This window comes from Pseudomonas cremoris (assembly GCF_014230465.1).
The window spans coordinates 22,376-36,412 of sequence record NZ_JAAXCY010000001.1; the positions used below are offsets into that span (position 1 = coordinate 22,376).

Sequence of the window (14,037 nt, forward strand, 5' to 3'; positions counted from 1 at the left end):
CGCAGGCTTTGGAGCGTGGGTAACCCGGCAGGACGCCGGGTTAGCCGCGCTGGGCCAGGGATGGCCCATCGCGGCGGCCCATGCTCCAAAGCCGGAGTGAGGGCACACCGAGCCTAGGCGAGGTGCCGAGTGTTGGGGCAAGAGCGTTTTGCTTACTTTTGCGCTTTTCAAAAGTGAGCCGCTGTAAGAGCGGAACCAATATCAGACATCACCCAAACAACGGATATACACACTCACCCCCCAGGCCGCAGCAGCTGCATCTGCTGCCGATAATCATCCGTCACCTGCCGCGCCTGGCTCCCACTGGTAATCACCCTCGGCGTAATCAACACAATCAACTCCGTCCTATCCTTGGACTTGCTCGTGTTGCCAAACAACCACCGCAACCCCGGAATCTTCCCCAAATAAGGCACCGCGCTCACAGATTCAGCGTTGTCCTGCTTGATCAACCCCCCCAACAACACCGTCTGCCCACTCTGCACCGCCACCTGCGTGGACACTGATCGCGTCGAGATACGCGGATTATTCTGCGTCTCGCTATTGGCCGTCTGCGCCTCGGCATCACTGACCTGCTGCTGGATATCCATGTACACCAACCCACCCGGATTGATCCGCGGCACCACGTCCAGAATCACCCCGGTCTGCACATACTCAACACTGCTCAACGTGGTATCCGAGGTGCCGGTATTCACCGTGGTCTGGCTGATGGGAATGTTGTCACCCACCTGGATCTGCGCCGGCTGGTTGTTCATCACCACCAGCGACGGCGCCGACAGCACCTGGGTGCGGCCGTTGGTTTCCAGCGCATGCAAGGCCACTTGCAGGTTGGAACTCACGAACGAATAGAACAACGAATCGGCCGCCCCCAGCCCTGCCCCGCCACCGCCCAAGGCGCCTTGGCTGCCGGACGTATTAGCCACGGTGGTGCTGGCGGAATTGCCTGCCAGCCGCCCGAGGTACCACTGCACGCCAAGGTCCAGTTCCCCGCTGAGTTTGACTTCGAGGATGCGCGTTTCGATCTGTACTTGCAGCGGCGGGTTGTCGAGACGCTTGATCGCCGATTCGATCTCCTTCCATTGCACCGGGCGCGTGCGCACCAGCAACTGGTTACTGCTTTTCTGCGCGGTGATGCGGGTGCCGGCGTCGAGGCTTTTGGTCGGGGCGTCTTCGACTGTGCCTTGCTCGGCGTTGTCTTGTTCGACCTCGGGTTCCTCGTCATCGGCAGCGGGTTGGCTGTTGTTCAGGTTGTTACTCAACCCACCCGGCGTGCTACCGGAAGTGCTGTTGGTGCCCGGCGACGACAAGGTCGCGGTGCGCAAGCCCGGCGCAACCTTGGCCGGTGCGTCGTCCTTGATCGCACCAGTGCCGTAGATCTGTCGCAGGTACTTGGCCAGGTCAGTGGCCTTCATGTTGCGCACGTCGTACACGTACATCTGCGGCTCGTTGCCGCCGCCTTCGTCGATGGTGTGAATCCAATCGCCAACCTCACTCAAGTACTGCGGCTGCGAAGAGATCGCCACCACCGAGTTGGTACGCTCGATGGGCAGGAACCGCACCATGCCCGCCAGGGGCATGCCGCTGTCGGGACCGAACATTTTTTGCAGCTCGGGCATCAGCTCGGCGACCGACGCACGTTGCAGGCCGAACACGCCGACCGACATGCCCTTGAGCCAGTCCACATCAAAGGTGTCGATGGTGTCCTGGTAGTTGGCCAGTTCTTCCGGGGTGCCTGCCAGGCTCAGCACGTTACGCGCCGGGTCCACCAGCAAGAACGCATTTTCCCGGGCGAAGGGCTTGAGCAGTTTTTGCATTTCGGTGGCCGAGATATAGCGCAGCGGGAACAGCCGCGCCGACAAGCCACTGGAAGGCTGGGCGACGCGCATCTGCGGCACCAGCTTGCCCGCGACCGCCTGGTTGGCGGGCAGGATCACGTAGCGGTTGCCCTGCTTGATCATGGCGTTGTCAGTCCAGGACAGCAGGGTTTCTAAGATCGACAACGCCTGCTGCTTGTTCACCGGTTTGGAGGTGGAGAAGCTGACGTTGCCCTTCACGCCCTGACCGATGCTGTAGTTTTCGTGCAGCAGGTCGCCCATCACGCTGTTGATCACCGCTTCGATGGGCTGGTCGGCGAAGTTGAACACGATGTCGCCACCGCCCTGCTCGCCTGCCGTCGTTGCAGTGGGCGGGCGCACGAACTGCTGGTTGCCACGGACCAGTTGCCGTTGCGGTGCAGTCTTGGCCTGGGGCTGTGGCGGCGGTTCGCTGGCGGGCTCGACCGGCGGACGCTGCGAGCCGGTGCCCTGCATGGCCTCGTGCATCAGCGCGGCGTCCGGGTCGAGGTGGTCGGGCAGTGAGCCGCAGCCGCCGAGGGCAACGGCGGTGGCCAGGCAAAACACGGTGGTGCGCAAGGCGCCGGGGACGGTATCGATCAAGGGGTGGGCTCGTGAGGAAGGGTAATCGGGGGTGTGGTGGACGGCGGCGGCAAACGCAGGGCCTTGAGGCTCAGGGTTTGCGTGCGGCCGTCCAGCACGAAACGGGCATCGCGGGGTGTGAGGTGTTCCAGTCGCCAGCCGTTGGGCAGGGTCTGGCCTTGGTGGACTTTCAACGCGGGGCCATCGGCAGGTTTGAGTAGCGCCACGCGCAGCGCGTCATTGAGGACAACACCGGTCAATACCAGGCTCGACAGACTCGACGCTTGCGCCTGGCCAACGGCGTGATCCGGGCTGCGGTCGGGACTGAACAACGGCGCCTGCCAGGTGCCGGCCAGGCTTTCGAGGGTGGCATCCGGCGCGCTCAGCACCTTGGCTGAGGCATTCGTGGCGGCCATGGGTTCGGGCTCAGGCAGCCACTGCGGCGCATCGCCGACGCTGCTCAAGATCACCAGCATCAGCACGCCCAGCACACCGGACAAGCCGAGCAATCCCCACTCGACGGGGCGCAATACCGGGATCATCGGCTCACCTGCTTGGCGCTCACCGGTTGCAGATAGCCGCGCACCAGCAGGTGCACCACCAGTTTGCCGGCTCCGCCGCTGGCGGGGGCATCCGGTCGGCGCCGAATACTCATCTCATCCACGAACAGGAACGGTCGCTGGTACTCCAGCGCGTGCAAGATTGCGGTCAGCGGCTCGATGGCGCAGTCCAGGGTCAGGCTAACCTTGACCTGGCGGTAGGGTTCGCTGTCGTCTTGCTCCGGGGTGATCGGCATACGTTGGGTCAACTTGCAGCCGCCGCCCAGGTTGGCCTGGCTGCCGATCAGGTCGGCGACGCGTTGCATCAAGTCGGCGGCCACGGCGCTGGGGTCATCGCCGGGCAACAAACTGGTGCTGCTGGCCGGGTCCTGACGCGCCTGCTCCAGTTGCTCACGCAGTGAAGCGCCTTGCTGTAGCAGGCCGGCGTAGCGTTGTTGCTGCTCGCGCAGTTGCTCGGCTTGCTCGCCCATACTGCGCAAGGGGCCGGCGAACCAGCTGTCGATCAACAGCCAGTACGCCGCGCCCAGCACCAATGCCAGCAGCAATAATGCGCCGCCGCGACGTTCACGGGGTGTCAGTGGTCGGCGCATCCGCGGTCTCCTGGTGCAAGTGGGCGCGCAAGGAAAACTGGTCCTTGCCGGTTTGCGCATCGGGTTGGATCACCCCTTCGAACTGGGCATTTTCCAGGCTGTGGCAAGCCTTGATCCGCGTAATCAGCGCACTGGCCTTGGCGCTTTGCCCTGAGAACGACACGTCGGCGCCGTCGGTGATTTCCAATTGATCGATCCAGGTGTCGGCGGGCAGGCAGCGCGTGAGTTCATTGAGCAGTGCCGCCAGGGGTGGCTGCGCGGCTTTGCGGCGGATCAGGTACTGCGCCGCACCCCGCGTGTTGAGCAGTTGCTGGCGCAGGCGCTGCACCTCGGTCACCTCGGCCTTTTGCTGCTGGACACGCGCGTGCATCGCGTCGAGCACCCGTTGGCGGTCGTTGAGCCACAGCAGCATCGCTGCAATCAGCAAGGCCCCACACAACCACGGCAAGCTGCGTTGCAAGCCCTTGCCGGCGGTGCGCTGGCGCGGGCGCAACGGCGCGGGCAACAGGTCGATGCCCAGGCCGTGCACATCCACTTGGTGGGGTTGCAGCCCAAGGGCAGCGCAGTCGAGCAGAATCTGGTCAAGGCGTTCGCGCAGGATCGCCACCAGTGTCACCTTGAGGTGCATGGGTGTACGGCGCTCCTGGCGTGCGACGAAGTACAGCTGATCGGCGTCGAACGGGGTGAAGCGGTCAAGTTCATAACCGACCACCGTCGTCAGGTTGCGCGCCGCAGCCAGCGGTAGTTGCAGGCTTTGCACCAGCACCGCCGAGGGCGCGAGCACCAGCACCTGGCGCACGTTGTCGGGCACGACCATCACAGGCTCAGTCAATGGCCAGTGATAGACCTGCTCGGGCTGTTCGCTTTGCCGCAACCAAACCGGCAGGCAACCCCGCAGTTCCTTAAGCCACAGGCGCCAGCCTTGCTGCAGCACGCTGCCACGCCAGCGTTCGGCCAACGGTTCAAGCTGCGCCAGGGGTTTGGATAACAGTCGATTCATTCTTGCCAACGCAGTACCCGATACGGTTGTGCGCTTCCCTGCGCGGGGCTCAATAGGACAGTGATATGCAACTGTGCGTGGTAACCGCCGGGGCGTTCGGCGCGGCTGCTGATAACCAGCACTTCGCCGGGATCGGCGCCCACCGCGCTTTGCTGCGGCAAGTTCAAGGCCTTGCGCATCAGGGCACTGGCAAAGGCCGGATCGGGCCGATCCAGGCCACTCCACAAGGTGATCTGCGGCACCAACCGGCGGTACAGCGCTTGGCTCATGCCTGGCAACTGGCGTAATTCTTCGACCACACGAAACGGCGCCAGGCCTTCGTTGCGCCGGCTTTCCAGGTCTTTGGCCAAGCGGCTGGCCTGGGCTGGAGTGGCGCCGCAAGCCAGGGCCACGCGGGCGAAATCGGCGGGCTCGGCGCTGTTCAAATACAACTTGCCGCGCTCGCTGCGCAGGCTGACGTGCAACTGTGCATCGTCAAATACCCAGGGCATTTCGCGGCCATCGGCGACCCACTGCTTGCGCTGCAGCGGATCGGCCAGCGCCTGCATGACCAACGCCACACCCGCCTCCGCCGCCAACGCCGCCTGGGTATGCTGGCGATGCCACGCCGCCTGACGCGCTTCCAACTGCACCCAGCCGGCCAGGCCGCCGAGCAACAGGCTCAGCAGCGCCAAAACCCACAGCACCAGCAACAAGGCGACACCGCGTTGATGCTTCATTGATCCGACGCCCCGCCCGACAGGTTCAAGCGCAACGCCACCACCTGGCTGACCCACGGCACCGGCCCGCTGACCGTCGCGTCGATGCGTACCGCATAGGGCAGGCGCTTGGTCCACGGCCAATCACTGATCCAGCCAGTGGCTTGGCCTTTGGGCGAGACACCGCGATAGCTGAATTGCAGATCGTCGACATTTTGCAGCAGCACCTGCGGCTCACTGCGCGAGGCCGGTACGCTGACCTGGGCTGCGGATTCAAATTGCGCGAACGCCACCTGCAAATCGCCGCCGACCCGTTGCAGGGTGAAACGCTGAATCCCGCCGCCGAGTACACCGGGCAACGTCGCGACAAATTGCATCCGTTGTGCGGCCCCGACAAAAAAACCGGGGGTCTGGCTGTCGTCTTCGGTCACGTCCAGCGGCAGCGCTTCGCTGATGGCGGTGCGCAAGAACTGCTGTGCGGCGCGCATTTGATCCAGGCTGTCCGTATAGCGCTGGGCCTTTTGCACCGCGCGATTGGCCCCCAACAATGCACCGCTGACCAGGGTCAGCAGCACACCGAGCAAGCTGAGCACGATCATGATTTCGAGCAAGGTGAAGCCGTGTTGGCGTCGATTCACAGCGGCGCCCTGTCATTCACGGCACGCAACTTAAGCGTGCTGAAATGCGCCTGGCGCGGGCCTTCGCTGACCGTCAGGTCGAGGCGAAACAAGCGCGGCTGGCCGATGCGCGTCGGTTGCTGGGCGATGCGCAATTGCCAATGGATACCCTCCTCCAGACTGCCCTGATGTACGCCACTGGCGAGCGGCCCCGTGGTTTCCTGATCCAGCACGCTCAGTGCGGCGTGGGTCAGGCGATCGCTGTGATTGACCTGCGCCAACGAACGCGCACTCTGCCCAAAGGCGACCAACAGCACCGTGCTGCAGATCGCCATCAGCATCAGAGCGGCCAGCATCTCCAACAGCGTGAATCCCGACTGGTGCTTCATGGCAAAGCCTTGGACTGCACGCTGCCGGTCAGCCAGCCAATATCGATGCGCCAACGCCGCGTGCCGTTGGCCAACACCAGGTTGCCGCCGGTGGAACTGCCATCGGGGTAGAACGCAACGGCGGCGCCGGCGTGTTCGGCGGTGTGCAGGGTCACTTGCAAGTCAGCCGGCCAGTGCTTGAGCGGCCGATCCGGCGCCTGGAAGCTCAAGGCGTGCAGGTCGAACACGGTCTTGGCCGTGTCGCCGCTGACAATCGCACGTGCCCGCGTGCTGCGCAGGGCATCGACCATCTGCCCGACCACCTGGCGTTCCTTGGCAGCCTTGAGCCCTTGTTGCAGGCCAAACCCCATCAGGCCGGCAGCGATGCTGATCAAGACGATCACCACCAGCATCTCCAGCAGGGTAAAACCACGTTGGGCGTCGGGCATGGTCGCGGGTTATTCCCAGTTGCCCAGGTCGGCGCTGTAGCCTTCGCCGCCGGGCTGGCCATCCTGGCCATAGAAGATCAGGTCGAAGGCGCCATGCTCACCGGGGAAGCGGTAGCCGAAGGCGTGGCCAAACGGGTCTTTGAGGTCCGACGGCTTGGCGTACGGGCCCGCCCATCCGGCGGCGTTGGCAGGCTTGTCCACCAGTTGTTGCAAGGCCTTGGGCGGCGAACCGACGTCCAGGCCGTAGCTTTCGATCTTCATCGACAGGCTGGCCAGCTGCGCCTTGCCCGCGCCGTATTTGCCCTTGTCGACGTTGCCGCCGACCTGGCGCACCACGATGGTCGCGACGATGCCCAGCAGCACGATCACGGCGAGCATTTCCAACAGGGTGAAACCGCCTTGGCGGCGTGCAGGTTTGGAGCGCATGGGGAGTAGTCCTCGGGGGTTCATATATTGCTGGTCAGGCTCATCAGCGGCAGCATGATCGCCAACATGATCACCGCCACCAGCACCGCCATGACCACGGTCAGGGACGGCACCAGGGCGGCAAGCAGGCGGTCGATGCCGCGCTTGGCTTCGACGTCGAATACGTCGGCGACCTTGAGCAGCATGCTGTCGAGTTCGCCGGCCTGTTCGCCGACTTCAATCATTTGCAGGGCCAGGTCCGGCAGCAGTGGCTCACTGCCAAATGCACTCGCCAGGGTGCCACCCCCCTTGACCGACTCGGCGGCCTGGGCCACCTGGGCTTGCAACGCGCGGTTGGTGCAGACCTGGCGGGCGATCACCAACGCTTGCAGCAAGGCCACGCCATTGCTGAGCAAGGTGCCAAGGGTGCGCGCCAGACGTGCGGCTTCGACCCTCTGCAACAGCGGGCCGATGAGGCGAATGCCGAGTACGCGGCGGTCATAACGTTCACGGCGAAGGGGATTGCGCAGGCGTGCGGCCAGGGTCCAGGCGGTCACGATCAACCCGGCAAGCACCGCCAAACCGTAGGCGCCGAGAAACTGGCCGAGGCCGAGGATCACTTCGGTGATCAGCGGGATGGGCACGCCAAGGTCTTTGAAGATCGGCACGAACTGCGGCACCACATACGCCAGCAGCAACGCCAGCGAACCCAACACGCCAACCACCAGAAACGCCGGATAGATCAGGGCATTGATCACTTCGCCCCTCAATAATTGGCTGCGCTCCAGGTAATCGCTGAGCTGGCGCAGGGTATGTTCCAACGCACCACCGGCTTCACCGGCGCGGACCATGCTCAGGTACAGCGGCGAGAACTGGCTGCCCTCTTCTTCCAACGCTTTGGACAGGGGTTTACCGGCCTTGACGTGTTCGCGGATGCGCTCGATCAAGGCGCGCACTTGAGGTTGGCCGGGCTGTTTTAGCAGGATGCCCAACGAACGCTCCAGCGGCTGGCCGGCGCCGAGCAACGTGGCCAGTTGCTGGGTGAAACTCACCAGCGCCGCACCGTTCAGTTGGCCGCGGCCCAAGGCGTTGCGCAAAACCTGGCTGCCGGCGGGGTCGATCTGCAACAACAGCAGGCCGCGCTTGTGCAAGGCGGCGACGGCGGCGGCCTGGTCCTTGGCTTCCAGGGTGCCGTTTTGCGGCGTGCCCTGGCTGTCCAGGGCGCGGTATTTGAACAGGCTCACGTGCCTTCGCCTCGGGTGACGCGCAGCACTTCTTCCAGCGAGGTCACGCCGGCCACGGCCTGGCGCAAGCCCTCCTCATGCAGGGTGCGCAAACCGCCTCGGCGGGCCGCTTGTTCAAGGGTGGCGGCGTCGGCCTGGCGCATCAGCAGGCTGCGCAACTCGTCGTTCATCACCAGCAGTTCGGTGATTGCACTGCGGCCGTGATAGCCGCCGCCCGGTGCGTCGGCACGCGGCCTGTAGAGTTTGATCGGACGCTGGTCAGTGAAGCGATCGAGGCCGTGCTCGGCAATCAGTTCGGGCGGTGCTTCAAAGGCTTCGCGGGTAGTCGGGTCCAACCGCCGAACCAGGCGCTGAGCCAGAATGCCGTTGACGGTCGAGGCAATCAGGTAGCTTTCCACGCCCATGTCCAGCAGCCGCGTGATACTCGCCGAGGCGCTGTTGGTGTGCAGTGTCGAGAGCACCAAGTGGCCGGTCAGCGACGACTGGATTGCGATGCGACAGGTCTCCAGGTCACGGATCTCGCCGATCATGATCACGTCCGGGTCCTGTCGCACGATGGAGCGCAAGGCGCCCGCGAAGTCCAGGCCAATGGCGGGTTTGACCTGGATCTGGTTGATGCCTTCGAGCTGGTACTCCACCGGATCTTCCACGGTGATGATCTTGCGCTCGGCGGTGTTGAGCCGCGACAACGCGGTATAAAGCGTGGTGGTCTTGCCCGAGCCGGTAGGCCCGGTGACCAGTAGGATGCCGTGGGGCCGTTCCAGCACTTCAAGAAACGTCGCGAGCCGCTGGCCGTCGAAACCCAGGCTCTGGAAGTCGAAGCTCACGGTCTGGCGGTCGAGCAAACGCATGACCACTGACTCGCCGAAGCTGGTGGGCACCGTGGACACCCGCAGGTCCAATTCCTTGCCCTGGATGCGCAACATGATTCGCCCGTCCTGGGGCAGGCGCCGCTCGGCGATGTCGAGCCGCGCCATGATCTTCACCCGCGAAATCACCGCTGCCGAGGAACTGGACGGCGGCGCTTCGGCTTCGTGCAACACGCCGTCGATGCGGTAGCGCACCTTGAGCTGGCTTTCGAAGGGTTCGATATGGATGTCCGAGGCGCGATGTTCCACCGCGCGCTGCAGGATCAAGTTGACCAGGCGGATCACCGGCGCCTCGGAGGCCATGTCCTTGAGGTGTTCGATGTCTTCCAGCGCGCCGCCTTGCTCGTCGAGGTTTTCGATCAGCGTGCCCATCGCCGAGCGGCCCTGGCCGTAGTAGCGCTCGATCAGTGTGTCGACTTCATTGCGCGGGCCGATCGCCAACCACACCGGTACACCGCAGGCGTAGGCCACGGCCTGGAACGGATACAGCTGCGATGGGTTGGCCGCCAGCACGCGCAGGCCGCCGTGGTTCCAGCCCACCGGCACCACCTGGTAGTGGCGCATGAAGCGTTCGGTCAGCGGCGGCAACGGGTCCAGCAGCGGCGGCGCGGCGTCGGCAAGCAACAGCGGCGCACCGAGCAAACCGGCCCAGGCCCGCGCCAGCTCGACCTCGGAGACCAGCCCCAGGCGCGTAAGCAGGCCGAGCAGTTCGGTGTCGTCGGACTCCTGGGACAAACGCCGGGCGCGCTCCAGGTCGACGGTTTTCAAGCCGGCTTGCTGCATCAACCAGGCGCACACCTGTTCGGTGTCGGGGATGTGCATCTGGGAGGCGTTGAGAGGGGTCATGAGCAGCTATCTGAAGAGCAATGAAAGCCTCCTGTGGGAGCGGGCTTGCTCGCGAAGGCGGTGTATCAGTCGGTGAATCCGGAGGCTGACACTCCGCCTTCGCGAGCAAGCCCGCTCCCACAAGGGGGTTGTGTGCTGGCCGTTAGTTCGGCGTCTTGGCCTGGCTATCCTGCAACGGCCGCCCACCCTTGGTAGTTTCAGCCTTCTGCTTTTTCACCGCCTTGGCGTCGTGAGCCTGGGTTATTACCGTGGAATCGGCAGCGCCGGACTTGGCATCGGCGTCGGTGGACTCAGCAGCCAGTGCCGCACCAGTCAGTGCAACGCCCAGGACAACACCGGCACCCAACAGGGAAATCTTCATCAACTTTCTCCAGATCAAAAACAGCAGATTGCTCAAGTGGCGCCTTGAATTCGGTCAAGACCCTACACCAAAGCGTTGTGTATGACAGCGTGTATAAAACATGGCCATTTAGAACTATTGAGCAAAGCCACTAGTTCGCCATGCCGCCATGAATTTTGTTAAACCAATCGACTGGTAGGTTTAGTCTTAGTTCAGAATCGTAATGAAATATTTCTTATTTAACGCAAAAAATAGCTTTTGTTTGACTTATAACCGCAAGAATTGCCTTAATTATTGGCCTTTTGCGATTCAAAACGCCATCGTGTGATATCGCATAGACATTACTTACAACAACAAGACATACAATTTTTACACTAATAAAATAGCGAAATTCGCCAAGTAATTGCAATTAGCCATCGGCCAAAAATTGCGACAAAGGCCAACTATTGCCTGCAGAAAAGTGACGAACGCGCACTTGTTAGCGCGCCATGTTTAATAAACAGTTGTTGGAGAGTCCCATGAATAAACGCAAGATGATTGGTGCCCAGTCGGCTTTTGCCCTCCTGGCGCTGGCCGTATCCCATGCACACGCGGCGACCAGCCCGGCCCTGGATGAAGGCATGGTGAGCCGCGCAGAAAAGGCGGCGGACAAGACCCTGGCGAAGATGACCCAGGAAGAGAAGCTCGCCTATATCGGCGGTATCGGTGGTTGGGACGTGAAGCCGCTGAGCCAGTACGGCATCCCGCAGATTCACGGCGCCGACGGCGGTGTGGGCGTGCGTTACACCAGTGAAGGCAACGACCAAGGCGTGGTGTACCCGTCCGGCCCGAACGTGGCGGCCAGCTGGAACCCGCGCCGCGCCATCGACGTCGGCCGTGCGCTGGGCTACGACACTGCCAGCGGCGGCTACCAGTTCGTCACCGGCCCCGGCGTGAACCTGTATCGCATGCCGTACAGCGGACGGGCGTTCGAATACCTGTCCGGTGAAGACCCGTTCCTCGGCGCGAGCCTGGGGCCGGCGTTGATCAACGGCATTCAATCGCGCGGGGTGTGGGCCAACGCCAAGCATTACGCGGCCAATGACCAGGAAAGCAACCGCTTCCACCTCGACGAAACCATCAGTGAACGCGTGCTGCGCGAGATGACCCTGCCGCCGTTCGAGTCCGCCTCGAAGAACAGCAAGGTGGCGATGATGATGTGTGCGTTCCAGAAGGTGAACGGCGAATTCGCCTGCGAGAACTCGCACCTGATCCACGAAATCCTGAAAACCGAATGGGGCTACGCGGGCTTCGTGCAGAGCGACTACAACGCGGTGGTCAACGGTTTGCCCGCCGCCCAGGCCGGCACCGACCTGGACATGATGGGCTACCAGATGAACAGCACGGTGCTCAAGCCGTACCTGGACAGTGGCGAGCTGAGCGGCGCGACCCTGGATGACAAGGTGCGGCGCATCCTCAAGCAGATCTACCTGTTCAAGTTCGACAGCAAGGCACCGCTGACCAACCACAACATGAACAGCGCCACCAGCAACCGCGTGGCACTGAATGCCGCCCGTGAAGGCATCGTGCTGCTGAAAAACCAGGACAACCTGCTGCCACTGGATGCCAAGAAAGCCAAGCGCATCGCCGTGGTCGGCAACCTGGCCAAGTACGCGCCACCCACCGGGTTCGGCAGCGCCAACGTGATGGCGGCCAACTACATCAGCGAACTGAGTGGTCTGCAGCAACTGGCGCCAGGGGCCAAGGTCGAGTTTATCGACGGCCTGTCCCTGGACCCGAGCGCCTCGGTATGGACCCACACCGACAGCGCCGGCAACAGTGCCAAGGGCTTGAAGACCGAGTTCTTCAGCAACACCAACTGGTCCGGTGACGCCGCTGCCAGCCGTACCGACAGCCACGTCGACCTGGACTGGTCCACTGACAGCCTGCCGGTCAACGGCGACACTGCGGCCACTTCGATTCGCTACAGCGGCCAGGTCACCCCGACGGTCAGCGGCGAGCAGGTGTTCAAGATCCGCGCCGACGGGGCCGTGCGCCTGTACGTCGACGGCAAGAAAATCCTCGACAACGGTGACGGTAAGCCACTGCCGAACAACAGCATCCCGCCGACCATACCGGTGTTCGCCAAGGTCAACCTGCAGGCCGGCAAGGCGGTGGACATCAAGCTTGAATACTCGCGCCGCAACGGCTACCTCTCGACCATGGGCGGCCTGGTAGGCGTGCAGATGAGCTGGGCCTCGCTGGTGGCGCCCAAGGATCTGGCGCAGTACGACGCGGTGCTGGTGGCCGCCGGTAATAGCAACGAATACGAAGGCGAAGGCTTCGATCACAGCTTCGATTTGCCGGAGTTCCAGAGCCAACTGATCCAGAGCATCGCCAAGGTCAACCCACACACTGTGGTCACCTTGCACGGCGGCACCGGCTTGAAGATGAGCGATTGGATCGACCAGGTACCGGCGGCGCTGCATGCGTTCTACCCTGGGCAGAACGGTGGGCAGGCGCTGGCGGAGATCTTGCTGGGCAAGGTCAACCCGTCGGCCAAGCTGCCGATCAGCATCGAGCGCAACATCGAAGACAACCCGATCTATGCGACTTTCCCCAAATTCGACAACCAGGAAACTCTGGACACGATGAGCTATAAGGACGATCTGTTCCTGGGCTATCGCGGGTATGAGAAGAAGGGCATCAAGCCGCTGTATCCATTCGGTTATGGTTTGTCGTACACCACCTTCGGTTACAGCAACATCAGCGTAACCCCTGGAGTCGCGGTGGCGGGTGCGCCGATCAAGGTGTCGTTTGACCTGACCAATACCGGCAAGGTGGCGGGTGCGGAAGTGGCTGAGCTGTATGTGGGCCAGAATCATCCGAAAGTCGAGCGTGCGCTTAAGGAACTCAAGGGCTACAAGAAGGTGTTCTTGAAGCCGGGTGAGAGCAAGCGTGTGACCATCGAACTTAACGACCGCTCGTTGGCTTACTACGATGTGAAGAGCAAGCAGTGGGTGGTGGATGCTGACAGCTTCAATCTGTCGGTGGGGGCTTCGTCTCAGGATATTCGTCTGAATGCCAAGCTGGTTAACCCGTTCCGTCAGGAGCTGTCGACTACCACCAGTAATCCGCTGCCACGCTCGGCGTTGAATTCGACGTTGCGGGAGTTGCCGCAGGTGAAGACGGGTGGGGTGTTGCATCAGAACGAAGGTGATAGCGGCACCAGCGCGGGTGATGGGTATGACATGAGTGATGACAGTGCTCAGGGGAGTGCTGCCGGGAACTAAGCGGTAGGCGGGATGTTTTTGGGTGGGGTTTGCTCACGAGGGCGGTGTGTATATCCGTTATTTAGGTAACGCCTGCTTATGGTTCCGCCCTTACGGCGGCTCACTTTGGAAAAGCCGGAATGCCGGCCCAGCCCAAAGTAAGCAAAGGGCTCTTGCCCCACCACTCGGTGCCTCGCCTAGGCTCGGCATGCCCTCAACTCCGGCCAGCGTGGTTTAACGGGGCGCCTAGGATCAAGATCAAGATCAAAAACAGAGCCAGAGCAGACCACTGTCTACCTGACAAATAGAGATCCAAATGTGGGAGCGGGCTTGCTCGCGAATGCAGTGTGTCAGTCAACAAATTCATTGCTGATCCACCGCATTCGCGA

At 62.6% G+C, this 14,037-nt stretch carries 13 protein-coding genes; 1 reads left to right on the plus strand and 12 read right to left on the minus strand.

Going from position 1 to position 14,037, the window contains the following annotated elements; all coding sequences use genetic code 11:
• Window positions 1-233: 233 nt before the first annotated feature.
• The 12 genes from gspD to HF257_RS00140 form a co-directional block, all read right to left on the minus strand.
• Complete coding sequence (gene gspD, locus HF257_RS00085) at window positions 234-2,432, minus strand: type II secretion system secretin GspD (RefSeq protein ID WP_185704302.1); 2,199 nt, start codon at window positions 2,430-2,432, stop codon at window positions 234-236.
• Window positions 2,429-2,953: a general secretion pathway protein GspN gene (locus HF257_RS00090; RefSeq protein ID WP_185704300.1), complete on the minus strand. Its 525-nt coding sequence runs from the start codon at window positions 2,951-2,953 to the stop codon at window positions 2,429-2,431. The genes gspD and HF257_RS00090 overlap by 4 nt, the downstream gene beginning before the upstream one ends.
• Complete coding sequence (gene gspM / locus HF257_RS00095; RefSeq protein ID WP_185704298.1) at window positions 2,950-3,561, minus strand: type II secretion system protein GspM; 612 nt, start codon at window positions 3,559-3,561, stop codon at window positions 2,950-2,952. The genes HF257_RS00090 and gspM overlap by 4 nt, the downstream gene beginning before the upstream one ends.
• Window positions 3,536-4,561 (minus strand): type II secretion system protein GspL, encoded by a 1,026-nt coding sequence (locus HF257_RS00100; RefSeq protein WP_185704295.1) that lies wholly within the window; start codon window positions 4,559-4,561, stop codon window positions 3,536-3,538. The genes gspM and HF257_RS00100 overlap by 26 nt, the downstream gene beginning before the upstream one ends.
• A complete protein-coding gene (locus HF257_RS00105) occupies window positions 4,558-5,280 on the minus strand; it encodes a general secretion pathway protein GspK (protein WP_185704293.1) in 723 nt (240 codons plus the stop codon). Before HF257_RS00105 ends, HF257_RS00100 begins: the two co-directional genes overlap by 4 nt.
• Window positions 5,277-5,897 carry a prepilin-type N-terminal cleavage/methylation domain-containing protein gene (locus tag HF257_RS00110; RefSeq protein ID WP_185704291.1) on the minus strand — a complete coding sequence of 207 codons (621 nt, stop codon included), beginning with the start codon at window positions 5,895-5,897 and terminating at the stop codon, window positions 5,277-5,279. Before HF257_RS00110 ends, HF257_RS00105 begins: the two co-directional genes overlap by 4 nt.
• A complete protein-coding gene (locus HF257_RS00115) occupies window positions 5,894-6,265 on the minus strand; it encodes a prepilin-type N-terminal cleavage/methylation domain-containing protein (protein WP_185704288.1) in 372 nt (123 codons plus the stop codon). The genes HF257_RS00110 and HF257_RS00115 overlap by 4 nt, the downstream gene beginning before the upstream one ends.
• Window positions 6,262-6,693 (minus strand): type II secretion system protein, encoded by a 432-nt coding sequence (locus HF257_RS00120; RefSeq protein WP_185704286.1) that lies wholly within the window; start codon window positions 6,691-6,693, stop codon window positions 6,262-6,264. The genes HF257_RS00115 and HF257_RS00120 overlap by 4 nt, the downstream gene beginning before the upstream one ends.
• Window positions 6,694-6,702: 9 nt before the next feature.
• Window positions 6,703-7,119 (minus strand): type II secretion system major pseudopilin GspG, encoded by a 417-nt coding sequence (gene gspG / locus HF257_RS00125; RefSeq protein ID WP_408635580.1) that lies wholly within the window; start codon window positions 7,117-7,119, stop codon window positions 6,703-6,705.
• 20 nt (window positions 7,120-7,139) lie between these two features.
• Complete coding sequence (gene gspF, locus HF257_RS00130; RefSeq protein ID WP_185704282.1) at window positions 7,140-8,342, minus strand: type II secretion system inner membrane protein GspF; 1,203 nt, start codon at window positions 8,340-8,342, stop codon at window positions 7,140-7,142.
• Window positions 8,339-10,057 carry a type II secretion system ATPase GspE gene (gspE, locus tag HF257_RS00135; protein ID WP_456300214.1) on the minus strand — a complete coding sequence of 573 codons (1,719 nt, stop codon included), beginning with the start codon at window positions 10,055-10,057 and terminating at the stop codon, window positions 8,339-8,341. The genes gspF and gspE overlap by 4 nt, the downstream gene beginning before the upstream one ends.
• Before the next feature lie 142 nt (window positions 10,058-10,199).
• Window positions 10,200-10,418: a hypothetical protein gene (locus HF257_RS00140; protein WP_185704280.1), complete on the minus strand. Its 219-nt coding sequence runs from the start codon at window positions 10,416-10,418 to the stop codon at window positions 10,200-10,202.
• A 497-nt stretch (window positions 10,419-10,915) separates the two neighbouring features.
• On the opposite strand from HF257_RS00140, the gene HF257_RS00145 reads away from it, so the two are divergent.
• Window positions 10,916-13,669: a beta-glucosidase gene (locus HF257_RS00145; protein ID WP_185704278.1), complete on the plus strand. Its 2,754-nt coding sequence runs from the start codon at window positions 10,916-10,918 to the stop codon at window positions 13,667-13,669.
• Window positions 13,670-14,037: the final 368 nt, after the last annotated feature.